The organism is Salipiger sp. HF18, from assembly GCF_011806505.1.
Classification (GTDB): Bacteria; Pseudomonadota; Alphaproteobacteria; order Rhodobacterales; family Rhodobacteraceae; genus Salipiger; species Salipiger thiooxidans.
The window spans coordinates 1-22688 of record NZ_JAATOS010000031.1; the positions used below are offsets into that span (position 1 = coordinate 1).

Consider the following 22688-nt stretch of genomic DNA (forward strand, 5'->3'; position numbering starts at 1 on the left):
TCGACCCAGCGCCCCTTCAGGACCCGCAGGTAGTGCCGCAGCTCCTCGCGCCCCATGTCGAGGCAGGGGCGGACGACCCAGAAGCCGTCGGTCGCGATGCCAGGCGGGCGGTCGCCGCAGCACTCATCTTCGGTCAGCGGTGCGGGCGGGGCCGCGTCGCGGATCTCGCGCACGGGGGCCATGGCGGAAAGCCCGTCGACACCGGAGCCCCGGGCAAGGCGCATGAGGAACGTCTCGGCCACGTCGTCGCGGGTATGGGCGAAAAGCACCGCCGGCAGGCCGCCGCGCCAGCGCCCGATCAGCGAGAGCCGCCCGCGCCGCGCCGCGTCCATGAGGTTGCCCTGCCCGTCCCAGTGCCAGCGCAGCGTGGCATGGGGCCAGCCGAGCTCGGCGCAGGTGTCGCGCACCAGTGTGGCCTCGGCCGCCGCCTCGGGACGCAGCCCGTGGTCGACCGTCACCACCCAGAGCCGCACGCCCCAGCGGTGGGTCCAGTTGTGGGCGAGGGTGAGCAGCGCCATGCTGTCGCCGCCGCCCGAGACGGCGAGACCGATGTCCGAGGGAAAATCCGGACCCAGCGCCGCGCCCATGGCATCGGCGAAGCGCTGGTCCAGGGACGGCGTCACTGGCAGCCGAGGCGGCCCATTTCGGCCTGTGCGTCGGTCACCGACGCCGACCCGGGGTAGCGGGCCGAGACCTCCGACAGGGTGACGCAGGCTTCGCTGACGCTGCCCAGTGCGCCCAGCGACGCCCCGAGCCGCCACAGCGCCTCGGGCGCGGCGTCGCTCTCGGGGTAGTTCGCGTAGGTATCGAGAAAGCGCCGCGCGGCCTCGCGGGTGTTGCCCACGTCGGCCAGCGCCTTGCCTTCGCCCAGCAGGGCCGCCGGTTCTAGGGGGCTCCCCGGAAAGGTCTGGCGGAAGGACGCAAACTGGTCCGCGGCGGATTGAAAGTCACCCGAGGCGAGCGCCTCCTGGGCTCGCCGGAAGTCCGTCTCTTCGCCCACGGCAAGTTGCGCGCCGCCCGCCTGCTGGTTACCCTGCCCCCCCTGCACCGGACCTGGAAGCGGCGCCGGCGCCGTCACCGAAGAGGTGGTGCTCTCGCCGCCGAGAAGCGGACTGTCGCCAAGGCTGCCGATGTCGCAACCCGGCTCGATCTCGCAGAGCCGGAACTCGAGATCGCCGACCCGGTTGCTGCCGTCCCGGACCACGGTGTCGATCCGGTGCTGAAGCTCCTCGGTGCGGGCGGTGACGCGCTGCAGCTCGGCCTCGATGGTATTGACCCGGTCGAGCATGCCGCCGCTGATCTGAACCCCGGTCGCCCCGGTGGTGTTCATCTCCTGCTTGAGACGCAGCAGCTCGCCCTTCAGGACCGTGAGGTCCTGCCGGATGTCGGCGAGCGTTTCCGAATCCTGGGCCTGCACGGCGGTCGCAGCGAGGCCCAGGCTGAGTGCGATTGCGACAAGGCGCATGCAGATCAGCTCCCGAGACCCATCGAGATCACGGTGACCGCGCGACGGTTCTTGGAATAGCAGGCTTCCTCGGCGCAGACCTCGACCGGGCGCTCCTTGCCGTAGCTGATGAAGCGCAGGCGGTTGGAGGCGATGCCCTTGGACACGAGGTATTCCATCGTGGCGTTGGCGCGGCGGGCGCCGAGCGCGATGTTGTACTCGCGGGTGCCCTGCTCGTCGGCGTGACCTTCGATCACGGCGAGGTAGTCGCTGTTGGTCATCAGCCACTGTGCCTGCGCATCGAGCGTCGCCTGCGCCTGCGGCGACAGGGTCGACTGATCGACGGCGAAGAACACGCGGTCACCGATGGTCTGGTTGAAGTAGGCCGGCGAGGCCGGGTCGCTGGCGCTGCCCGGAACGATGCCGCCATTGGCACCGGCCCCCGCGCCGTAGCCGCCAGCGGCGTCCGCGTCGGAGAAGCGGTTGCCGTTGGTGCAGGCCGCCATGCCCAGCACGGCGGCGATCATCAGGGCCTTGGAGAAATATGTCATGAGACTGTCCTGCTCGTATCTTGCCCGCACGCTAGCACAGCCTGCGGGACATGGAAAAGTCGCGAAGCCCCCGGCAAGGGGGTGTGGCGGCAAAAATCCCGTGATCGGGACTCCTGCCGCCCGGCATCACTGCAGCGGGCCCCAGCTCGGGTCCGAGGCGCCGTCGGGCGTGCGCACGCGGGTCAGCTTCCGGCCCGCCACGTCGACGGTGTAGAGCGACGAGGTGCCCTGCGCGCCGAGCGTCTCGCGCGAGAACATGAGGACGCGGCCGTTGGGCGCCCAGGTGGGGCCCTCGTCCAGCGGCGAGGCGGTCAGGAGGCGTTCCTCGCTGCCGTCGGTGCGCATCACGCCGATGTGGAAGCGGCCCTGGTGCTGCTTGGTGAAGGCGATCATGTCGCCCCGCGGCGACCACACCGGAGTGCCGTAGCGGCCCTGCCCGAAGCTGATCCGTGTCGCCTCGCCGCCGCCGGCGGGCATCACGTAAAGCTGCTGGGTGCCCGAGCGGTCGCTCTCGAAGACGATGCGGCTGCCGTCGGGCGAGAAGCTGGGCGCGGTCTCGATCGCCGGGGTGGCGGTAAGCTGGGTGCTCGCGCCGCTGGCGACGTCCATCATGTAGATGTCGGTGTTCGAGCCTTGCGTCACAGAGTAGACGACGCGGCTGCCGTCGGGCGAGAAGCGCGGCGCGAAGCTCATGACGCCGGCGGCCGAGCGCAGGATACGGCTCTGCACGGCGCCCACGTTGAGCACGTGGATCTGCGGCTCGCCGGTCTCGTAGCTGGTGTAGAGCACGCGGTCGCCGTTGGGCGAGAAGCGCGGCGCCAGCACGATCGAGCGCGAGTCGGTCAGGTACTGCACGTTGGCGCCGTCGTAATCCATGATGGCGAGCCGCTTGGCGCGCTGCTCCTTGGGACCGCTCTCCGAGACGAAGACGACGCGGCTGTCGAAGTAGCCGGTCTCGCCGGTGAGACGCGAATAGACCTGGTCGGCAACCTTGTGGGCCAGCCGGCGCCAGCCGTCGGCGGTGGCGGCGAACTGCATGCCGTCGCCAAGCTCGGTGCCGGCGAAGACGTCCCAGACGCGGAACTTCACGCTGATCCGGCCGCCCGCTTCGGAGACGGCGCCGGTGAGCAGCACCAGCGCGTTGATCGCCTTCCAGTCGGCGAACTGCACCGGGCTCTCGAATGAGGTGATGCGGCTGATGTGGGCGTCGCGCGGGATCTCGCGGAAAAGGCCCGTGCCGGTGAGGTCATCGGCCACCACGCGCGCGATCTGCTGGGCGTATTGCTGCGCCCCCGGCGTCTCGGCGACGAAGTCGGGCACCGCGTAGGCCATCGGCTCGATGGTGCCCTCGGTGATCTCGATCCGCAGCGGTCCGTCCTGAGCCCGTGCCGCCGCGGGCAGCACCAGCGCGGCGGCCAGTGCCATGCACAAAGCCATCAGAAATCTCATGCCAAACGTCTCCTTGCCCGTCCTGCCAGCGTCATTCGCGCGTTTTGCAGGATGATAGCGCCCTGATAGCCCTCCGACAGGGATTCTGCGAATTCCGCGTGCGCGGTTCCTTGCCGTCGCAACGCTCATCGCAGCCTCATGTCGTCGGGATTGAAAGTCATCTCGATGCGCTTCCACTGCTGGTACTTGTCCGGCGGAAGCTCGTAGCCGGCGCCCTGGCAGCGCAGGATCGCACGCCGCGCCGCCTGGAAGGCGGTGTCGGCGGCCGACGAGCTGCCGCCCGAGCTGCCCACCAGCTTGAGGCTCGAGGACACCACCTGCCCGGACGGCTCCATGTCCATGGACACCGTCACGGTCACGTTTGCGGCCTCGCTGCCCACGTCGACGATCCAGCACCGCTGCACCGCAAGGCGCAGCGCGTCCTGTTCGCCGCGGGTAAGCGGCGGCCCCGAGGGCGCGTCCGAGCTCGACGATCCGCCGCCGCCACCGGCAGCCAGCGCCTCGGCGATGGCATCGGCGACCGCGTCATCGGCGGGCTCGGGCTCGGCGGCGGGGGTCGAGGCGGTCGACTCGCTGGCCGGCTGTTCCGGTTCCGGCCGCGCCGGGGTCTCCGGCTCGGGTTCGGAGCGCGAGGCGATGTCGCTCGGGCGGGTGCGCGGACGCACCGACTGCGACGGCGCCGAGGCGGCCGGGGTCTCGGCCTCGGTCACGATCTCGGTCGCGGTCTCCTCGGGGGCGGTGGCCTCCTGCTCTTCCTCGACCACGTCCGGGCTTTCGGACTCGGGATCGGCGGCCTGCTGCGTCTCCTCGGCGACGGTCACGTCCTCTTCGGGCGGTGCTACCGGTTCCGGGGCGACGCGCGGCGCGGGGCGCGGGATCGGGCGCGGCGCGGACTCGGGCGCGAACACCTCCGGCACGGTCTCGGCAGCCGGGGGCAGCGGTTCCGGCACCGGTTCGGGCTCGGGCTGCGGCGGCTGGGGCACCGGCACGGGCTCCGGTTCCGGAGCGGGCTCGGGGGCCGGTTCGGGTTCGGGCTGCGTCTCGGCGACCGGAGGCTCCGGTGCCGGGGTCGGCTCGGGCGTGGGCTGCGGCTCGGGACGCGGCTGCGGGCGCGCCTCGGGGGTGGGCTCGGGCTCGGGCGGCTCGGCCAGCCCCGGGGGGGCGTCGACCTCCTGCTGGGCCTCGGGCGCCTGCGCCGCACGGGTCATTGCGGCGAATTCCTCTTCCGAGAACACCGACACCGGCGACACCTCGAATTCCGGAGGATCCGGCCGGAACACGTTTCCGACCAGCAACCACAGGATGACCAGAGCGTGCACTCCGGCCGATATGAGGAAACTCCTGCGCAATCAGGCCCCCTCAGCCGCCGTCCGCGCCGTCCAACGCCGGACCGCCGCTGTCGGTGACGAGTCCGATCGAGGAAAAGCCGCCGCGGTTCAGCGCGCCCATGACCTGCGCCACCACCTGGTAGGGCACGGCCCCGTCGGCGCGAAGGAAGATCCGGTCGTCGGCACGCTCCACCGCGATGGCGCGCAGCCGGTTGACCAGCTCGTCCATCGGCACCTCGGTGGTCTGGATGGTGATCACGCCGTCGGCGGTGATGGTCACCGCGAGCGGCTCCTCGGCCTCGGACGGCAGCGCACTGGCGGCGGTCTTGGGAAGCTCGACGGGCACGCCGACCGTAAGCAGCGGCGCGGCCACCATGAAGATGAGGAGCAGCACCAGCATCACGTCGACCATCGGGGTGACGTTGATCTCGGCCATGGGCTGCCCGCCCCGGCCGCCGCGGCGCCGCCTGCGGCCGCCGCCGCCCCCGGATTTCATCACGCCCCCGGCCATGGATCAGGAATCCAGCTGGCGCGAGAGGATGGTCGAGAATTCGTCGGCGAAGGCTTCGTAGCCGGCGATCACGCGGTTCGCGTCGGCGGAGAGCTTGTTGTAGAAGATCACCGCCGGGATGGCCGCGACGAGGCCGAGCGCGGTGGCGAAGAGCGCCTCGGCGATGCCGGGCGCCACCACCACCAGCGAGGTGTCCTGCTGGTTCGCGATCTCGATGAAGGCGTGCATGATGCCCCAGACCGTGCCGAAGAGGCCGACGAAGGGCGCGGCCGAGGCCACCGTCGCCAGCACCGGCAGACCGCGCTGGAGCTCTTCGCTTTCCTTCTGGATCGCCACGTCCATGGACCGGTCGATGCGGGCATGTGCCCCGGCGATCAACCCGCCGTCATCGCGGTGAGAGCGGCGCCACTCGGTCATGCCGGCGGCGAAGACCCGCTGCGCCCGGCCCTTGGGGTCGGCGCCGATCTGGTCGTAGAGCTCGTCGAGCGGCTCGCCCGACCAGAACGCCCGGTCGAAGCGGGCGGCCTCGCGGCGGGCATGACGGTAGCTGACGATCTTCTCGAAGATGATCGCCCAGCCCCAGACCGAGGACAGCACGAGCATCAGCATCACCAGCTTCACCGTGAGCGTGGCGCGCGCGAAAAGGCCCCACATGGAGAAGTCGATCTCCTGCGCGACCGCGAGGGTTTGTGGATCCATAAGCCTGCTTTTCCTCTCGGGCCTCTGTTCTCGAGGCTCTCGTTACCGCTGATTCTAGCGTATTTGCAGGGGAAACTCCAACACATTGGCGTCATCGGCGAGAACTGCGGTGCTGCAGCGCGGCGCACCGGCGTCTTTCCGCCGGGCCGCCCTCCGGGACCCGGTGGCGGCTCAGTGCACCTTGCGGCGCAGCGCCTGAGGCAGGCGCACCGGCTGGCCGTCGAGGGTCATCGAGACCAGCGTCACCTCGGCCGAGAACAGCAGCTCGCCGTCGCGCAGCACCTCCTGGTGCAGCACCAACCGCACGCCGCTCACCGCGCCCACGCGGGTCATCACCGTGAGCCGGTCGTCGAAACGGGCCGAGGCGCGGAAGTCGGCCTCGATGCGGCGGATGACGAAGACGATGCCCTCGCTCTCGCGCAGGGCGCTCTGGTCGATGCCCATGCCGAGAACCCAGTCCGACCGGGCGCGCTCGATATATTTCAGGTAGTTGGCGTGGTAGACGATCCCCGCCATGTCGGTGTCCTCGTAATAGACCCGGACCGGAAACTCGTGCTGCATGTGGTGCCCCCTTGCCTGTGTCGCGGCGACCCTAGGCGGGGCGCCGGGGTGGTGCAAGCAGGCCGGGCGCGGCCTAGCGGCGGTTCTTCAGCCAGGCAAGCCGCACGAACGCGTTCGACCAGCGCCATGGCGGGCGCCCGCTGCCCGGCCGAGCGCAGCGACAGGTCGGTGTCCATCAGCATCGCCAGCGCCGCCTCGAGGCGGTCGGGCTGCCAGCCCTGCGCCTGCCGCAGCATCCGGTCGCGGCGCGGCCCGAAGAGCGGCGGACGCAGCCGCTGCACCCCCGCCTGCGGCCCGCCGGGGGCCGAGGCCAGCGCGTAGAGCACGCGAAAATGGCGCATCGCCATGATCAGCAGCGTGACCGGCGTGACCCCCTGCCCGGCGAGCCGCTGCACCAGCGGCCCGATCTCGGCGCTGCGGCCCTCGGCCACCACGTGAAGGATGTCGTCGAGCTCGGCCTCGATCGAGGCGGGCGCGCAGGCGGCGACCTCCTCGGGCGCGAGCGGCGTGGGATCGTCGAGCTTGTAGAGCGCGACCTTCTCGAGCACCTGCCGGAAGTCGCCCGGGTCCAGCGCCCGGCCCAGCCCCTCGAGCGCCTCGAAGGCGGCGCGGTCGACCTGCTCGAGCCCCGCGGCGCGCAGCGCGGCCTCGATCTCGTCGCGGCCGGGCGGGTCCGAGTAGATGCCGATGGCCAGCGCGTTGTGGTGGCTCTCGAAGAGCTTGCGAAGCTTCGACTTGGCGGCAAGCTGGCCCGCGGTCACGATGACCTGCGCATCGCCGTCGCGCCAGTCGCCCAGCGCCGTGCCGATCACCTCCGAGAGCCCGTCGCCCGCATCCTCGACGAAGGCGACGCGGGGACCGGGGAAGAAGCCCTGCGCCTTGATCACGTCCAGCAGCATCGCCGGGTCGCGCCGCAGCTCCGGGGCCTGGATCCGCGTCAGGCGCATCTCGGCCTCGCCCTCGGGGCCGACCAGCGCGGCGATGACCTCCTGCCGGCGGTGCGCGACGCGCATCGCGTCCTCCCCGTAGAGCAGGACGCCCGCGCGCGACGCATCCGGTTTGCGGAAGAAGGCCTGTGCGTCGCGACCGGTGAGCTTCATCGCGCGCGCTTCATTCCGGCAGCGTGTCCGCTTCGAGCAGCAGCCGGTCGACGACCTGATCCGCGAGGATAACCATGAGCCGCCGGTACGCATCGCGTTCGGAGGTCTGGGTGGCCACGGTCGAGCCGGTGGCGGAATAGGCGGTGAAGGAGCTGGTGCGGCCCGAGACCAGAACCTCGTCCACGCCCATCGGGCTCAGCGTGTAAGTCGCCCAGCCGGTCAGGCGGTAGCGCGTGGTCTGGCCGTCGGCGAGCGAGCCCAGCCCCTTGGAGGTCACCGCGGTGCTGACCTTGAGCTGGTAAGGGCCGATGCCGCGCCCGAGCCGTTCCTCGAAGCGCTGGTTGAAGTCATAGCTGTCGCGGTCGGTGGGCTCGTCGAGCGCCACCGCGTTCAGCAGCTTTGTGCCGCCGCCCTGCGGCCCGTAGACGGGCGTGAAGCCGCAGCCCGCGAGGGCTGCGAGCGACAACAGCAGGGTTCTGCGATCAGGCAACCACATTGACGATCCGGCCCGGGACGACGATCAGCTTCTTCGGCGCGGCCCCCTGGAGGGTCCGTTCGACAGCCTCGTGCGTGAGAACGAGTTTTTCAATCTCTTCCTTCGGCATGTCCTTGGGCACGGTCAGTTCACCGCGGCGCTTGCCGTTGACCTGGATCGGCAGGGTCACGGTGTCCTCGACCAGCATCGCCTCGTCGGCCCTGGGCCACGCGGCGTCGGCGATCAGCCCCTCGCCGCCGAGCAGCTGCCAGATCTCTTCCGAGAGGTGCGGCGTCATCGGCGACATCAGCTGCGCCAGCGCCCTGGCGGCCTGGGTCTTGGCCTCGGTGCCCGCGCGCGACTTGGTCAGCGCGTTGGTGAAGGCGTAGAGCCGTGCGATGGCCGCGTTGAAGCCGAAGCTCTCGACGCCCATGGTCACGTCGTGGATGGCCTTGTGCATCTCGCGCAGCAGCGCCTCGTCCTCGCCGGTCGGCGGCACGTCGGAGCCGGCGATCTCGGCGCAGGCACGGAACACGCGGGCGAGGTGCTTGTTGGCGGCCTCGGCGCCGGCGGCGGTCCACTCGACGTCACGCTCGGGCGGGCTGTCGGAGAGCACGAACCAGCGCGCGGTATCGGCGCCGTACTGGCCGATGATCGCCACCGGATCGACGACGTTGTTCTTCGACTTCGACATCTTGGCCGAGGGGATGATCTCGACCTCGCGCCCATCCTCGAGGAAGCCCTTGCCGTCGCGCAGCTCGACCTCTTCGGGGTAGTGATAGACCGAACGGCCCTCGTCCGAGCGGGTCTGGTAGATCGCGTGGGTCACCATGCCCTGCGTGAAGAGTGCGTTGAACGGCTCCTTGCTCTTCTCCGGCAGATGGCCGGTGATGTACATGGCCCGTGCGAAGAAGCGCGAATAGAGCAGGTGCAGGATCGCGTGCTCGATGCCGCCGATGTACTGGTCGACGTTCATCCAGTACTCGGCCTCGGCCATGTCGACGGGCGTCCCGGCGCGCGGCGAGGTGAAGCGGGCGAAATACCAGCTCGAGTCCACGAAGGTGTCCATCGTGTCGGTCTCGCGCTTCGCCGGTGCGCCGCAGGTCGGGCAGGCGCAGTCGCGCCACGTCGGGTGACGGTCGAGCGGGTTGCCGGGGATCGAGAAGTCGAACGGCTTGCCACCCTCGTCATAGGGCAGCGCGATCGGCAGGTTTTCCTTCTTCTCCGGCACCACGCCGCAGCTCTCGCAGTGGACCACCGGGATCGGGCAGCCCCAGTAGCGCTGGCGCGAGAGGCCCCAGTCACGCAGGCGGAACTTCGTCACGCCGGTGCCGACGCCATTGGCCTCGCAGAAGGCCACGGCGGCCTCGACCGCCTCTTCGCCGGTCTGCACCTCTTCGCCCGCGACGAGGCGGGTGTAGCGGACCTTCTCGGACTTCAGCGGCACGAAGGGCTCGGCCGCGATGTCGATGCCGCCCTGGAGCGGCTCGAAGGTCTCGACGATGGGCAGGCCGTACTTGGTGGCGAACTCGTGGTCGCGCGCGTCATGCCCCGGGCAGCCGAAGATGGCGCCGGTGCCGTAATCCATCAGGATGAAGTTGGCGATGTAGACCGGCAGTTCGACCGAGGTGTCGAACGGGTGGCGCACGGTGAGCCCGGTGTCGAAGCCGAGCTTCTCGGCGGTCTCGATGGCCTCTTCCGTGGTGCCGCCCTTGCGGCACTCGGCCACGAACGCGGCGACCTCGGGGCTGTGGCGCTCGAGGTGCTTGGCCAGCGGGTGGTCCGGCGAGATGCCGACGAAGCTCGCGCCCATGAGCGTGTCCGGGCGGGTGGTGTAGACCTCGATCCGGTCGAAGCCCTCGGGGGCGTCCACGGTCGAGAAGGCGAACTGCAGCCCGCGCGAGCGGCCGATCCAGTTGGCCTGCATCAGCTTCACCTTGGCGGGCCAGTCATCGAGCCCGTCGAGCGCGTCCAGAAGCTCGCCCGAGAAATCGGAGATCTTGAAGAACCACTGGGTGAGTTCCTTGCGCTCGACCAGAGCGCCCGAGCGCCAGCCGCGACCGTTCTCGACCTGCTCGTTGGCGAGCACGGTCATGTCGACCGGGTCCCAGTTCACCACCGCGTTCTTGCGGTAGACCAGCCCGGCCTGGAGCATGTCGAGGAACAGCGCCTGCTGCTGGCCGTAATATTCCGGATCGCAGGTCGCGAACATGCGCGACCAGTCGAGCCCGAAGCCCAGCGGCTTCATCTGCTCGACCATCGTGTCGATGTTGGAATAGGTCCAGTCCTTGGGGTGACCGCCCGAGGCCATGGCGGCGTTCTCGGCGGGCATGCCGAAGGCGTCGAAGCCCATCGGGTGCAGCACGTTGAAGCCGTTCTGCTTCTTGTAGCGCGCGATCACGTCGCCCATCGTGTAGTTGCGAACGTGGCCGATGTGGATGCGGCCCGAGGGATAGGGGAACATCTCGAGCACGTAGTACTTCGGCTTGTCGGCGGCGCGGGCAGCCTTGAAGGTCAGGGCCTTTTCCCAGGCCTGCTGCCATTTCGGCTCGATCGTGGCGGGGTCGTAACGCGACATCTGTCATCCCTCGGAACGGGCGGGGTTCCGGGCCGGGGGATACGGCCAAGACCCGCGGGCGTCCAGTGCAAGGCGACATTTCGGCCACCGGAGCGGCGATTTGCGGCCCGGCGCGCTGCCTCGGCCATTGGCGGATGGCCGGGCGCGTGCCACAACTGCGGGATGTCGTTCCCTCACTGACCCGATTTTGCCATGAAGATCCTTGTCATCCACCAGAATTTCCCCGGCCAGTACAAGCACCTCGTCCCGGCGCTTGCGGCGAGGGGGCACCAGGTCGTGGCGCTGACACCCAAGGTGCAGAAGCCGGTAAAGTGGCAGACGGTCACCATCCTGCCCTACGAGATCAAGGGCCAGAGCACCCCGGGCATCCAGCCGTGGATCGCCGATTTCGAGACCAAGCTCCTGCGCGGCGCCAGCTGCTACCGCGCGGCGCTGGACCTCAAGCACAAGGGCTTCGAGCCGGACGTGATTCTCGCCCACCACGGCTGGGGCGAGAGCATGTTCCTCAAGGACGTGTGGCCGAAGGCGCGCATGGGGCTCTACTGCGAGCTCTACCACGTCACCTCCGAGACCTTCGTGGCCTTCGATCCCGAGTTCCAGAAGCCCTCGCCCGAGCTAGACCCGCTGCGCATCCGCATGAAGAACCTCAACAATCGGCTGCACGAAGAGATCATGGACGCGGGCATCTCGCCCACCCGGTTCCAGGCCAATACCTTTCCGCCCGAGTGGCGCGACCGGATCACCGTCGCCCATGACGGCATCGACACCGACGTGGTGCGTCCCAACCCCGACGCGACGCTCGAGGTCACCGACGGCCGCATCCTGACCCGCGACGACGAGGTCATCACCTTCATCAACCGCAATCTCGAGCCCTACCGCGGCTACCACATCTTCATGCGCGCCCTGCCCGAGATCCTGAAGCGGCGGCCCAACGCCCACGTGACCATCATCGGCGGCGACGAGGTGAGCTACGGCGCCCGCGCGCCCGACGGCAAGACGTGGAAGCAGATCTTCATCGACGAGGTCTCGGACCGGGTCGCGCCCGAGGACTGGAAGCGGGTCCACTACCTCGGCCGGGTGCCCTACGAGCGCTTCCTCGCGATGATGCAGGTGAGCCGGGCACACGTCTACCTCACCTACCCCTTCGTGCTGAGCTGGTCCCTGCTCGAGGCGATGAGCGCGGAATGCGCGATCCTCGCCAGCGACACCGAGCCGGTGCGCGAGGCGCTGACCGAGGGCGAGACCGGCTGGATGGTGGATTTCTTCGACAAGGAGCGGCTGGTCGACCGGCTCTGCGCCCTGCTCGACGACCCCGAGGAACGCGCCCGGCTCGGCCGCAACGCCCGCGCCCATGTGCGCGAGCATTACGACCTGCGGACCCGCTGCCTGCCGCAGCACGTCGAATGGGTCGAATCCCTGATGGCGCTCGAGCCGCGGCCGCCACGGGACTGAGCGCCGGGCGCCCGATCCCGGCCCGCGCGCCGGGCGGTGCACGGTTGTGTGTTGAGCTGACGCAGGGGAATGCGATATCCTTGCGGCCAACGGGCAGAACAACACGACCCACCGGGCAGCAGAACATGACGAAACGCAGCACCTTCCTCGCCGCCGCGACACTGGTTCCGGCACTGGCGCTTCTGGCCGCCTGCGGAGGCGGCGACCGACGACACGGCCACGTCGCCCACGACGAGCTCGATTGCATGACGCGGGCGATGTTCTTCGAGTCGCACCGCTCGAGCCGCGACGGCCTGATCGCCGTCGGCAGCGTGGTGATGAACCGGGTCGAGTCGAGCGATTTTCCCAACACCGTCTGCGGCGTGGTCGGCCAGCGCAACCAGTTCGCGCCGGGCGTCATGACCCGCGAGATGAACTCAAGGGCCATGCCCGAGGTCACCGAGGCCGCCGTCGCGGTACTGCTCGGCGAGCGTCATCCGCGGATCCAGAACGCCCAGTTCTTCCACGCCGCAAGCTACCACGCCAATTACAACAACATCCATTACGTGCTGACCGCCGGCGGCAATGCCTTCTACGAAAAGCGCCGCCCCGAGCACGTGACCCGCTCGCGCCCGCCGCGCGCCGTCGAGGGGCTCACCGGCGGCTGAGCAGCGCGCCCGTCAGAGCCCGGGCTCAGCGCCCCGGCCGCTTGCGCCGCCCGCCGCTGCTGCGCGCGTGAAAGCTCGGCGGGCGCTTCGCCACCCATGTCAGGAACCGCGCCATCCGCGGATGCGCCCGCAGCGCCTCGATGGTGTGGAACTCGCGCGCCAGCTCGGCCTCGGTGAAGGTCGCGTGGATCTCGCTGTGGCAGATCTGGTGCAGCCGCACGACCGGCCCGCCCTTGCCTCCCTTCAGCTTGGGAACAAGGTGATGCAGGCTCTGCCGCGCCTCGGCGGGGATCGGTCGCAGGCAGAGCGGGCAGACTGGATCGGTCACGGGCGGGCCTTGTGCGAGGGCGGCTTGTTGGGCAAGAGACTGGGACCGGAGCGCAGGGGATCAAGGGAAAAGCGACGTGGCGACATCATCCGACAGCCCGGCACTGGTGATCGGCGGCGGCCCCGCCGGGCTGATGGCGGCGGATGCGCTGCTGTCGGCGGGCGTGCCGGTGCTGCTGGCCGAGGCCAAGCCCTCGGTCGGGCGCAAGTTCCTCATGGCCGGGAAATCCGGTCTGAACCTGACGCGCGCGCAGCCCTTTGGCCCCTTTCTCGCAGCCTATGGCGGCGCCGAGGCGGCGCTGCGCCCGATGCTGGCCGAATTCACCCCGGAGACCGTGCAGGACTGGGCGGCGGGGCTGGGACAGACCACTTTCGCGGGCTCGACCGGGCGGGTCTTCCCCACCGCCATGAAGGCCTCGCCACTGCTGCGCGCGTGGCTCGAACGGCTAGAGGGCATGGGGCTCGACCGCCGCACCCGCTGGCGCTGGACCGGATGGGAGGGCGGCGCGGTCTGCTTCGACACGCCCGAGGGCCCGCAGCGGCTGACGCCCCCCGTCACCGTGCTGGCGCTTGGCGGCGCGAGCTGGGCGCGGCTTGGCTCGGATGGCGCGTGGGCCGGTCTGCTCGCGGACGAGGGCATCAAGGTGGCGCCGTTCCAGCCCGCCAATGCCGGGCTCTGCGTCGACTGGTCCGAGCACATGGCCCCGCATTTCGGCACGCCGCTCAAGGGCATCGCGCTTGCGGCAGGCCCCCTGACCAGCCGGGGCGAGGCGGTGATCTCGGCCCGCGGGCTCGAGGGGGGCGGGCTCTACCCGCTGTCGCCGGCGCTGCGCGAGGGCGCCCCGCTGCATATCGACCTCGCGCCCGATCTCTCGGCCGGGGAGCTCGCCCAGCGCCTCGGCAGGCCACGCGGCAAGCAGAGCCTGTCGAACCACCTGCGCAAGGTGCTGAAGCTCTCGCCCGCCGCCCGCGCGCTGCTGATGGAATGCGCCCGCCCGCTGCCCGACGATCCGGCCCGCCTTGCTGCGACCGTCAAGGCGCTGCCGGTACCGCACAAGGGCCTGCGCCCGATGGACGAGGCAATCTCGACCGCCGGCGGCGTGCCCTTCGCGGCGCTTGACGAGGCGCTGATGCTGCGCGCCCGCCCCGGCACCTACTGCGCCGGCGAGATGCTCGACTGGGAGGCGCCGACCGGCGGCTACCTTCTCACCGCCTGCCTCGCCACCGGCCTCTGGGCCGGGCGCCACGCCGCCCTGCGCGCGCTGCGGGCCTGAGGGGTCGGGTCGTCCCGGAAAGCCGCACTCAGACCCCTGTGGCGCGACCCGCTCACGCGGTGCTGCGCTTGGTCCGGGTGCGCTGCGGCTTCGGCGCCACCTTCGCCTCGATGTGCTGGATCACCAGCCCGGCGATGTCCTTGCCCGAGGTGCGCTCGATCCCTTCGAGCCCCGGCGAGGAGTTCACCTCCAGCACCTTGGGGCCGTCGTCGCCGCGCAGCAGGTCCACCCCCGCAACGTCGAGTTTCATCGCCCGCGCCGCCCGCACCGCGATGTCGCGCTCGGTGCGCGAGATCCGCACCGGCTCGGCGGTGCCGCCTTGGTGCAGGTTCGAGCGGAAATCGTCGGGCCGGCCACGGCGGCGCATCGAGGCCACCACCTTGCCGCCGACCACGAAGCAGCGGATGTCCTCGCCCGCGGCCTCCTTCACGAAGCTCTGCACGAGGAAGTCGGCGCGCAGGCCCTGGAAGGCCGAGATCACCGATTCCGCCGCCTTCTTGGTCTCGGCCAGCACCACGCCCTTGCCCTGCGTGCTCTCGAGCAGCTTCAGCACCAGCGGGGCGCCGCCCACGAGGCTGATGACGTTGCCTGAATCCTTGGGGCTGCGGGCGAAGGCGGTGGTCGGCATGCCGATGCGGTTGCGGGCGAGCACCTGGTGCGCGTGCAGCTTGTCGCGCGACACGGTGATGCCCTCGGAGCCCGCGAGACAATAGGTGCCGAGGCTCTCGAACTGGCGCACCACGGCAGTGCCGTAGGAGGTCACCGAGGCGCCGATGCGCGGGATCACCGCGTCGTAATGCGGCAGCCGGCGGCCGTCGTAATGCACCTCGCCGCCCACGGCACGGATGTTCATGTAGCAGCGCGAGGTGTCGATCACCTCCATCGTGTGGCCGCGATGCTCGGCAGCCTCGATCAGCCGGCGGGTCGAGTAGTTGCCGGGCTCGCGGGTCAGGATCGCCAGCCGCAGCGCGCGGTGGTGATGCTTGTGGCGCGGCACGTCGCGGTAGGTGTCGAAGGACAGCTCGGGCTGGCAGAAGCTCTGGGAGGGCGAGACGATCATGCCCTCGTCGAGCGCCGAGCGCCCGAGCAGCATCCGGTAGGCCATCGAGCCGCGGTCGGTGAGCGTCACCTCGATCGGCCAGCGCCGCCCGCCCATCTCGACCATGGTCTCGATGACGAAGCGCAGCTCGGTCTCGCCGTTCGACGAGGTCACCTCGCGGCGATCCTTGAGTGGCGCCGAGCAGATGATCTCGAGCCCGGCGTCCTGCGGATCCGGGTGGATGGCGAAACGCACCATCGGCTTCTCGGCGGGGCCGAAGGGCTCGATGGCGAAGGCGTGCAGCGCCGAGGTCCGCGCCCCGGTGTCGACCTTGGCACGGATGGCACGGAGGCCGAGGTCCGGAAGGGCGAGCCATTCCTCCCAGCCGAGCGTGAACTGTGTCATTGTCTGGTCCTTTCCAATCGGCCGGTTGCGCGCTCTACCCTTGCAATGTGACGCGCACAATACGGTTCCCCACGGCCCCGGCGATGCCCTGCCACTGTGACGCCTTGCACGCGGCTTTGCCCGCCCCGTGATGGAAAAGGGTTAATTTTTATGCAATGATGCCTACCAAAACGCGAGTCTCGAGCAGAAATTCGCCCTTCGGGCGAAAACACCACACCGCTTGGGGGGAAACGCCCCAGACTGGTACCCTGTATCGGAGACGGAGGCTGCTATGGGCGCAACATTGCGAGATGGCGACGGAAAGCTGTCGCTGACGACCAGGATCATGATCGCGATGGTGGCCGGGCTCGTGCTCGGCGTGATCCTCAACGCGATCGGATCGGAGTTCGTGAACACCCACATCGTTGGCGGGCTGTTCGGCATGGTGGGGCGGATGTTCGTGAACGCGCTCCAGATGCTGGTGGTGCCGCTCGTGTTCTTCTCGCTGATCTGCGGCGTGGCCGGCATCGGCGACATCCGCATTCTCGGCCGCGTCGGAGGCAAGAGCTTCGGGCTCTACATCGCCACCACCGCGACGGCCATCGGCGTCGCCATCCTGATCGCGCTGGTGGTGGGACCGGGCAACGGCTTCGTGATGGAGGGCATCGACACCTCGGGCGTCACCGGCAAGGATGCCCCGAGCGTCTGGGACACCTTCGCCGCCATCGTGCCGCGCAACCCGGTCGCCGCCTTCTCGGGCGGGGAAATGCTGCAGATCATCTTCTACACCATCGTGCTCGGCATCGCCGTGCTGATGCTGGGGGAACGGTCCAAGCCCTTCGTAGAGGCCTGCGAATACATGAACGAGCTGATGATGAAGGTCGTCCAGATCGTCATGGCCTTTGCGCCCTACGGCGTGTTCTGCCTGATCGCCAAGACCTTTACCGAGCAGGGCATCGGGCTCTTCATCCCGGTGATGGCCTATGTCGGCGTGCTGGTCGCGGCGCTGCTGCTGCACCTCTTCGTGACGCTGATGCTGTTCCTGAAGCTGCTCTCGGGGCTTGATCCCTTCACCTTCATGAAGAAGATCCGCCCGGCGCAGATCTTCGCCTTCTCCACCGCCTCGTCGAACGCGACGATCCCGGTGACGCTGCGCTGCGTGACCGAGCGGATGGGGGTCAACAACTCGGTGGCCTCGTTCACGGTGCCCTTCGGTGCCACGATCAACATGGACGGCACCGCGATCATGCAGGGCGTGGCGACGGTGTTCCTCGCCAATGTCTACGGCATCGACCTCGGGCTCGGCGGCTATATCACGGTGATTGCGATGGCGGTTCTGGCCTCGATCGGCACCGCGGGTGTGCCCGGCGTCGGGCTGGTGATGCTGACCATGGTGCTGGGACAGGTGGGGCTGCCGATCGAGGGCATCGCGCTGATCCTTGGCGTCGACCGCCTGATGGACATGATCCGCACCGCGGTGAACATCACCGGCGACGCGGTGGTCTCGACCATCGTCGCCAAGACCGAGGGACAGGTCGACATGGCGGTCTACCTCGACCCCAATGCCGGAGTGCTCACCGGCGACGACCTGCACATCGACGAAGCGGCCGAGCACATCCTCGCCGACGCGGCGCACAAGCCGGCGGAATGACCCGGCGGGGGGCCGGGGCGCGTCCCCGGCCGCCGCCACCGTGGTTGGATCTCAGTAGACGACCTGCTTCGCCCGCGACAGGAAGAAGCCATGGCCGCTCTCGTTGCGGCACTCGAGCCCCTTGCGGCTCGAGACGCAGAGAATGCCGCCGATGTCCCAGCGCTCACCGTATTGCAGCACCTGCGGGCCGGGGCCCGAGGGCCGGGCGTAGGACGTGCCCGGCCGGTCGCATTCGATGGTGACCGGGCCGCGGTTGGCCATCGAGACGGTGTGTCCCGAGCTGCGGCAATTGCCGGGGCGCGGCAGGGTCGGAGTGCGTTCGAAGACCGTGCAGATCACGTCCGACATGTCCCGCTCGATGCCGACGGAGCAGCTGATGTTGCCGGAAGGGGTATCGAAATAATCGACATCGGCAGTGGCGGGCGCGGCACTGGCCAGCCCTGCCAGAAGGGCAATAAATCTCAACATGGTCTGGTCCTGAAACGGGCTCGTGAAAAAGCGTCCCGAAAAGGGTCGGGCACGCCCCCTGCCCGAGTCAAGTCGGTGTTTCCGGACGCCCCCGGGCCCCGGCACCGTGCTATCCTGCGCGCGGCGGGTCACCCCGGGCCCGCATCATCCCAAAGGTGGCACCATGGCCGTCACGCTTGATATCCAGCAACCGCAGCCGTTCGATCTCGTGGGGTCGACCATCCTCATCGCCGGCAATGCCACGGCCTTTGAGGGGACACTCTCGATCACCGTCTCCGAGGGCCATGACGAGGTCACCTCGTTCATCCAGGTGGGCTCGCTCGGGCTGCGCCAGTTCCAGGGCTCGGTCGAAATCCCCGCCTCGGCGGCCTTCACGCTCAACCGCCTGTTCCTGACGCTGACCGACGACAGCGGCAACGAGAACGGCCCCTCGGTGACGATCCCGGTGCTCTACGGGCCGCTGATCCTGCCCGGCTATGCCGGCTGGCAGCCCTACACGGTGCAGCCTGGCGACACGCTGACCGCCATCGCGCAGTCGCAATACGGCAACGGGGACTTCCAGCCGATCTTCGAGGCGAACCAGAACATCCTTGCCAACCCGAACCTGATCTTCCCCGGGCAGGTGCTGCGCATCCCGCGCAACGACATCTGAGGGCGGCACGGGAAGACGGGCACGAAAAAAGCGCGGCATCCGCCGGGGCACCGCGCCTTGCTCAATCAGACGCGCAGGTCAGTGACCGGCGATCATCTCGGATTGCTTCACGATCACCTCGGCCTGCTTGATCGAGGCGATGTCCACCAGACGGCCCTTGTAGACCGTGGCGCCTTCGCCCTTGGCCTTGGCCTCTTCCATGGCGGCGAGGATCTCGCGCGCCTCGGTCACCGCCTTTTCCGACGGGGTGAAGACCTCGTTGGCAAGCGCCACCTGCTTGGGGTGGATCGCCCATTTGCCGACCATCCCCAGCGTCGCCGAGCGCAGCGCCTGCGCGCGGTAGCCCTCGTCGTCGGAGAAGTCGCCGAAGGGGCCGTCCACCGGCAGCACGCCATGGGTGCGGCAGGCGGCGACGATGGCAGCCTGCGCCCAGTGCCACGGGTCGGACCAGTGCTTGGCCCCCTCGTGCAGCATGTAGTAGTTCTCCTGCGTGCCGCCGATGCCGGTGGTGGCCATGCCCATGGAGGCGGCGAAATCGGCCGCGCCGAGGCTCATGGCCTCGAGGCGCGGGGAGCCGGCGGCAATCTCCTCTACATGCGCGATGCCGGCTGCTGACTCGATGATGACTTCGAACTTGATGGGCCTGGTGCGGCCCCTGGCGCGCTCGACGGCAGTGACCAGCGCGTCGACGGCGTAGAGATCGGCGGCGCAGCCGACCTTGGGGATCATGATCTGGTCGAGCCGGTCCGAGGACTTCTCGAGCAGGTCGACCACGTCGCGGTACCAGTAGGGCGTGTCGAGCCCGTTGATCCGCACCGACAGGGTCTTCTTGCCCCAGTCGATGTCGCCGATGGCCTGGATGATGTTCTCGCGCGCGCTGTCCTTGTCGGAAGGCGCGACCGAGTCCTCGAGATCGAGGTTGATCACGTCAGCCGATGAGCCGGCCATCTTCTCGAAGATCGCAGGGCGCGAGCCCGGACCGAAGAGCTGGCAGCGGTTGGGACGTGCCGGGGCGGCGGGCTGGATGCGGAAGCTCATGTATCACCTCTCCGAGCAAGGAAGTTTCACAAGTGTCGCCGCATGGGTTATTAAATTGCGCAATGCTGCGCAAGCGAAATCCTTGGCCCCGAATGCTGCAGTGCCGAGAGAGTCCCGGGCTGGCGCGCACGATTCTTCGGCGCTGCGCCCGAAATGCACGAATATTCGGCGCAGCCCCCGCAGGCAGGGGTGTTTTCGCGATGGAATTGCATGGGACAGAGGGCAAGATCGCGCCGAATCCAAACACAGGGAAAAGAAATGATCGAGACCCCGTATCTGCTCTTCCTCGGAGACGCACCCGACCCGCTGGCCGCGAAGGTGGCACAGGGGATCAAGGACTGGCGCCCGGAGAACTGCGTGGGCCAGTTCCGCCTCGAAGGCTGCAAGGCCGACCTCAAGATCCCCGACATGACGCTGGCCGAAGCCAAGGCCGCCGGCGCCAAGACGCTGGTGATCGGCGTGGCGAACCGTGGCGGCGTAATCTCGCAGACCTGGAAGAAGGTGCTGGTCGAGGCGCTGGAAGAGGGCTTCGACCTCGCGTCGGGCCTGCACAACCTGCTGCGTGACGAGGAAGACCTTGCCGCCGTGGCCCGCGCCACCGGCCGGACGCTGCACGACGTGCGCATCCCCTCCGTCAAGTACCCGATCGCCAACGGCGAGCCCCGCAAGGGCAAGCGCCTGCTGGCCGTGGGCACCGACTGCTCGGTCGGCAAGATGTATACCGCGCTCGCGCTCGACGCGGCGATGCGCGAGAAGGGCATGAAGTCGACCTTCCGGGCCACCGGCCAGACCGGCATCCTGATCACCGGCGACGGCGTGCCGCTCGACGCGGTCATCGCCGACTTCATGGCAGGCTCCATCGAGTACCTGACCCCGGACAACGACGACGACCACTGGGACATCATCGAGGGCCAGGGCTCGCTGTTCCACGTGTCCTACTCGGGCGTGACCATGGCGCTGGTGCACGGCGGCCAGCCGGACGCGCTGGTGCTCTGCCACGAACCGACCCGCAGCCACATGCGCGGCCTGCCGGGCTACCAGCTTCCGACCATCGAAGCGGTGCGCGACATGGCGCTGACGCTGGCGCAGGTCGCCAACCCCGCCTGCAAGGTGATCGGCGTGTCGATCAACACCCAGCACATGGGCGAGGACGAGGCCGTCGCCTATTGCAAGGAGATCGAGGACCGCATGGGCCTGCCCTGCGTCGATCCCTACCGCCACGGCGCCGAGCGCCTGGCCGAGGCGGTTGCCGCGCTCTGACGCGTTTGGCACTGTTGCAACGAACCACGGGCGGCGGCGCGATCTGCGCCGCCGCCAGTCAATCATTTACGGCAAGATGAAGGGGCGAACACTTGAGCATCGAGGTCACGCGCGACACGTTCAGACTGGCACAGGTCTTCACCATTTCGCGGGGCAGCCGCACCGAGGCAAAGGTGCTGACGGTGAAGGTGACCCGCAACGGGGTGACCGGCTGGGGCGAGTGCGTCCCCTACGCGCGCTATGACGAGACGCTCGAAAGTGTCGAGGCCGAGATCATGGGCCTGCCCGCCGACGTGAACCGCGAGGCGCTGCAGGGGCTGCTGCCGGCCGGCGCCGCCCGCAACGCCGTCGACTGCGCGCTCTGGGATCTCGAGGCCAAGGCCTCGGGCAAGCGCGTGTGGGAGATGCTGGGCATGCCCGCGCCCGGCCCCGAGATCACCGCCTACACGCTGTCGCTCGACACCCCCGACAACATGCGCGCGCAGGCCGAGAAGAACGCCTTCCGGCCGCTCCTGAAGATCAAGCTCGGCACCCCCGACGACATGCCCCGGCTCGAGGCCGTGCGGGCGGGAGCGCCCAACGCCACCATCATCGTCGATGCCAACGAGGGCTGGAGCGCCGAGGTCTACGCCGATCTCGCGCCGCACCTCGTGCGTCTGGGCGTGGCGCTGGTCGAACAGCCGCTGCCCGCGGGCGACGACGACGCGCTGATCGGGATGGACCGCCCGGTGCCGGTCTGCGCCGACGAGAGCGCCCATGACCGCGCCTCGCTGCCCAGGCTCAAGGGCAAGTACGACATCGTCAACATCAAGCTCGACAAGACCGGCGGCCTGACCGAGGCGCTGGCCCTGCGCGAGGCCGCGCAGGCCGAGGGCTACGGCATCTTCGTCGGCTGCATGGTCGGCTCGTCGCTGGCGATGGCGCCGGCAGTGCTGCTGGCGCAGGGCGCCGCCTTCACCGATCTCGACGGACCGCTGCTGCTGGGCGAGGACCGCGCCACGCCGCTGCGCTTCGACGACGCCGGCGTGCACCCGTCGTCGCCCGAGCTCTGGGGCTGATCACCGCCGGTCGATGTAGGTTCTCATGCAGGCCGTCCCGCCCTCCAGCGTCACGTCGTACCGCGAAACCGCGGCCGGCACCTCGACGCCAGTGCAGAGCTCGAAGCTGTTTTCGCCGGACCTGCGGTACTCGACCGCGGCGGCGAAGCCGGTGAGGGTCTGCGGGTTGCGTGCGCAGCTCATCGGATCGAGCGTCTCCGGGAGGCCTTCTTGAGCCAGCGCCTCGCAATCGCGGACCTCGTTGCTCAGCACCCTGAGATCGGCCAGCCGCGCCCGGTCGCGGCGCTCGGCCTGGCCCTGCGCCGGGCCGCCGATGGTGGCGAAGGACAGTCCCAGCGCCAGCACGGAAAGCGCGATGATCGCCCAGCCTGCGGCGGTGGCCAAGGGACGGGTCGCGCCCTCGCGCTCCTGCCGGAAGAACGCCAGCACGATGCCCGAGATACCCGCGACCACGGCGGATTTCGCCAGGAAGCGCGCGGTCATCTGGCCGTCGAGGAAGGTGTAGATCAGGAAAAGCGCGTCGCTCAGCAGGGTGATCACCGCGATCAGCAGCGCCAGCGACGACAGCCAGCGCCGGATGGTCCCGGGGCGCCGCGCCGGATCGGCGCGCAGGCCGCGGGCATCGGCGCGCTGCAGCGCCCAGAACACCGGGGTGAAGACGATCAGCGCCGCCATCGACCAGCGCAGCCCGCTGGCGGAGCCCTGCATCAGCCGGTCCGGCTCGGGCAGCCAGATGTTGATC

General features: G+C 69.2%; 23 protein-coding genes. 7 read left to right on the top strand and 16 right to left on the bottom strand.

Annotated elements, in window-relative coordinates:
- From tilS to leuS, 11 genes are all read right to left on the bottom strand, one after another.
- On the bottom strand, positions 1-587 hold a 587-nt coding region (gene tilS, locus HC022_RS05610; protein WP_175583468.1), incomplete at its 3' end, for a tRNA lysidine(34) synthetase TilS.
- A 32-nt stretch (positions 588-619) separates the two neighbouring features.
- On the bottom strand, positions 620-1465 hold the full coding sequence (gene ybgF, locus HC022_RS05615) for a tol-pal system protein YbgF (protein ID WP_167451740.1): 846 nt from the start codon (positions 1463-1465) through the stop codon (positions 620-622).
- Between the two features lie 5 nt (positions 1466-1470).
- Positions 1471-1995, bottom strand: a complete 525-nt coding sequence (gene pal, locus HC022_RS05620; protein WP_008886487.1) for a peptidoglycan-associated lipoprotein Pal — start codon at positions 1993-1995, stop codon at positions 1471-1473.
- Positions 1996-2121: 126 nt separating this feature from the next.
- Complete coding sequence (tolB, locus tag HC022_RS05625; RefSeq protein ID WP_175583466.1) at positions 2122-3444, bottom strand: Tol-Pal system beta propeller repeat protein TolB; 1323 nt, start codon at positions 3442-3444, stop codon at positions 2122-2124.
- Between the two features lie 125 nt (positions 3445-3569).
- On the bottom strand, positions 3570-4793 hold the full coding sequence (locus tag HC022_RS05630) for a cell envelope biogenesis protein TolA (protein WP_175583467.1): 1224 nt from the start codon (positions 4791-4793) through the stop codon (positions 3570-3572).
- Positions 4794-4803: 10 nt separating this feature from the next.
- Complete coding sequence (gene tolR, locus HC022_RS05635; protein ID WP_167451741.1) at positions 4804-5283, bottom strand: protein TolR; 480 nt, start codon at positions 5281-5283, stop codon at positions 4804-4806.
- 3 nt (positions 5284-5286) lie between these two features.
- Positions 5287-5982: a protein TolQ gene (gene tolQ, locus HC022_RS05640; protein WP_008886934.1), complete on the bottom strand. Its 696-nt coding sequence runs from the start codon at positions 5980-5982 to the stop codon at positions 5287-5289.
- Between the two features lie 171 nt (positions 5983-6153).
- Entirely contained in the window at positions 6154-6543 is a 390-nt protein-coding gene (ybgC, locus tag HC022_RS05645) for a tol-pal system-associated acyl-CoA thioesterase (protein ID WP_089963421.1), read from the bottom strand.
- The gene (gene holA / locus HC022_RS05650) at positions 6465-7643 is read right to left on the bottom strand and encodes a DNA polymerase III subunit delta (protein ID WP_254884951.1); all 1179 of its coding nucleotides are present in this window, start codon (positions 7641-7643) and stop codon (positions 6465-6467) included. Before holA ends, ybgC begins: the two co-directional genes overlap by 79 nt.
- Positions 7644-7653: 10 nt before the next feature.
- Positions 7654-8139, bottom strand: a complete 486-nt coding sequence (lptE, locus tag HC022_RS05655; protein WP_167451742.1) for an LPS assembly lipoprotein LptE — start codon at positions 8137-8139, stop codon at positions 7654-7656.
- On the bottom strand, positions 8126-10696 hold the full coding sequence (gene leuS, locus HC022_RS05660; protein WP_167451743.1) for a leucine--tRNA ligase: 2571 nt from the start codon (positions 10694-10696) through the stop codon (positions 8126-8128). The genes lptE and leuS overlap by 14 nt, the downstream gene beginning before the upstream one ends.
- Before the next feature lie 192 nt (positions 10697-10888).
- On the opposite strand from leuS, the gene HC022_RS05665 reads away from it, so the two are divergent.
- Complete coding sequence (locus HC022_RS05665) at positions 10889-12148, top strand: glycosyltransferase family 4 protein (protein ID WP_167451744.1); 1260 nt, start codon at positions 10889-10891, stop codon at positions 12146-12148.
- Positions 12149-12273: 125 nt separating this feature from the next.
- Positions 12274-12795, top strand: a complete 522-nt coding sequence (locus HC022_RS05670; protein WP_167451745.1) for a cell wall hydrolase — start codon at positions 12274-12276, stop codon at positions 12793-12795.
- A gap of 25 nt (positions 12796-12820) precedes the next feature.
- On the opposite strand, the gene HC022_RS05675 is transcribed toward HC022_RS05670, so the two are convergent.
- Positions 12821-13123, bottom strand: coding sequence for a hypothetical protein (locus tag HC022_RS05675; protein WP_008886488.1), 303 nt, complete (start codon positions 13121-13123; stop codon positions 12821-12823).
- Positions 13124-13199: 76 nt separating this feature from the next.
- On the opposite strand from HC022_RS05675, the gene HC022_RS05680 reads away from it, so the two are divergent.
- Positions 13200-14396 carry a TIGR03862 family flavoprotein gene (locus HC022_RS05680; protein ID WP_167451746.1) on the top strand — a complete coding sequence of 399 codons (1197 nt, stop codon included), beginning with the start codon at positions 13200-13202 and terminating at the stop codon, positions 14394-14396.
- 52 nt (positions 14397-14448) lie between these two features.
- Here HC022_RS05680 and rimK read toward each other — a convergent pair whose 3' ends face one another.
- Positions 14449-15840, bottom strand: coding sequence for a 30S ribosomal protein S6--L-glutamate ligase (gene rimK / locus HC022_RS05685; protein ID WP_008887039.1), 1392 nt, complete (start codon positions 15838-15840; stop codon positions 14449-14451).
- A gap of 271 nt (positions 15841-16111) precedes the next feature.
- On the opposite strand from rimK, the gene HC022_RS05690 reads away from it, so the two are divergent.
- Positions 16112-17470, top strand: coding sequence for a dicarboxylate/amino acid:cation symporter (locus HC022_RS05690; protein WP_008887291.1), 1359 nt, complete (start codon positions 16112-16114; stop codon positions 17468-17470).
- Positions 17471-17521: 51 nt separating this feature from the next.
- Here the strand turns inward: HC022_RS05690 and HC022_RS05695 are convergent, their stop codons facing one another.
- Positions 17522-17938, bottom strand: coding sequence for a DUF6636 domain-containing protein (locus HC022_RS05695; protein WP_167451747.1), 417 nt, complete (start codon positions 17936-17938; stop codon positions 17522-17524).
- A 163-nt stretch (positions 17939-18101) separates the two neighbouring features.
- Here HC022_RS05695 and HC022_RS05700 point away from each other — a divergent pair, with 163 nt between their 5' ends.
- A complete protein-coding gene (locus HC022_RS05700; protein WP_167451748.1) occupies positions 18102-18590 on the top strand; it encodes a LysM peptidoglycan-binding domain-containing protein in 489 nt (162 codons plus the stop codon).
- Positions 18591-18668: 78 nt separating this feature from the next.
- On the opposite strand, the gene HC022_RS05705 is transcribed toward HC022_RS05700, so the two are convergent.
- The gene (locus tag HC022_RS05705; RefSeq protein ID WP_167451749.1) at positions 18669-19628 is read right to left on the bottom strand and encodes an L-malyl-CoA/beta-methylmalyl-CoA lyase; all 960 of its coding nucleotides are present in this window, start codon (positions 19626-19628) and stop codon (positions 18669-18671) included.
- 258 nt (positions 19629-19886) lie between these two features.
- Between HC022_RS05705 and dgcN the strand changes: the two genes are divergently transcribed.
- Both dgcN and dgcA read left to right on the top strand, forming a co-directional pair.
- Positions 19887-20888: an N-acetyltransferase DgcN gene (gene dgcN, locus HC022_RS05710; protein WP_089963444.1), complete on the top strand. Its 1002-nt coding sequence runs from the start codon at positions 19887-19889 to the stop codon at positions 20886-20888.
- 92 nt (positions 20889-20980) lie between these two features.
- Complete coding sequence (dgcA, locus tag HC022_RS05715) at positions 20981-21946, top strand: N-acetyl-D-Glu racemase DgcA (protein WP_167451750.1); 966 nt, start codon at positions 20981-20983, stop codon at positions 21944-21946.
- On the opposite strand, the gene HC022_RS05720 is transcribed toward dgcA, so the two are convergent.
- The coding region (locus tag HC022_RS05720; protein ID WP_167451751.1) for a DUF5671 domain-containing protein at positions 21947-22688 on the bottom strand (742 nt) is incomplete at its 5' end.

Bases quoted from the DNA above. Each gene is read 5' to 3' on its own strand.
- ybgF (WP_167451740.1), bottom strand. From the start codon at position 1,465: ATGCGCCTTGTCGCAATCGCACTCAGCCTGGGCCTCGCTGCGACCGCC.
- pal (WP_008886487.1), bottom strand. From the start codon at position 1,995: ATGACATATTTCTCCAAGGCCCTGATGATCGCCGCCGTGCTGGGCATG.
- tolB (WP_175583466.1), bottom strand. From the start codon at position 3,444: ATGAGATTTCTGATGGCTTTGTGCATGGCACTGGCCGCCGCGCTGGTG.
- tolR (WP_167451741.1), bottom strand. From the start codon at position 5,283: ATGGCCGGGGGCGTGATGAAATCCGGGGGCGGCGGCGGCCGCAGGCGG.
- tolQ (WP_008886934.1), bottom strand. From the start codon at position 5,982: ATGGATCCACAAACCCTCGCGGTCGCGCAGGAGATCGACTTCTCCATG.
- ybgC (WP_089963421.1), bottom strand. From the start codon at position 6,543: ATGCAGCACGAGTTTCCGGTCCGGGTCTATTACGAGGACACCGACATG.
- holA (WP_254884951.1), bottom strand. From the start codon at position 7,643: ATGAAGCTCACCGGTCGCGACGCACAGGCCTTCTTCCGCAAACCGGAT.
- lptE (WP_167451742.1), bottom strand. From the start codon at position 8,139: ATGTGGTTGCCTGATCGCAGAACCCTGCTGTTGTCGCTCGCAGCCCTC.
- leuS (WP_167451743.1), bottom strand. From the start codon at position 10,696: ATGTCGCGTTACGACCCCGCCACGATCGAGCCGAAATGGCAGCAGGCC.
- HC022_RS05665 (WP_167451744.1), top strand. From the start codon at position 10,889: ATGAAGATCCTTGTCATCCACCAGAATTTCCCCGGCCAGTACAAGCAC.
- HC022_RS05670 (WP_167451745.1), top strand. From the start codon at position 12,274: ATGACGAAACGCAGCACCTTCCTCGCCGCCGCGACACTGGTTCCGGCA.
- rimK (WP_008887039.1), bottom strand. From the start codon at position 15,840: ATGACACAGTTCACGCTCGGCTGGGAGGAATGGCTCGCCCTTCCGGAC.
- HC022_RS05690 (WP_008887291.1), top strand. From the start codon at position 16,112: ATGGGCGCAACATTGCGAGATGGCGACGGAAAGCTGTCGCTGACGACC.
- HC022_RS05695 (WP_167451747.1), bottom strand. From the start codon at position 17,938: ATGTTGAGATTTATTGCCCTTCTGGCAGGGCTGGCCAGTGCCGCGCCC.
- HC022_RS05700 (WP_167451748.1), top strand. From the start codon at position 18,102: ATGGCCGTCACGCTTGATATCCAGCAACCGCAGCCGTTCGATCTCGTG.
- HC022_RS05705 (WP_167451749.1), bottom strand. From the start codon at position 19,628: ATGAGCTTCCGCATCCAGCCCGCCGCCCCGGCACGTCCCAACCGCTGC.
- dgcN (WP_089963444.1), top strand. From the start codon at position 19,887: ATGATCGAGACCCCGTATCTGCTCTTCCTCGGAGACGCACCCGACCCG.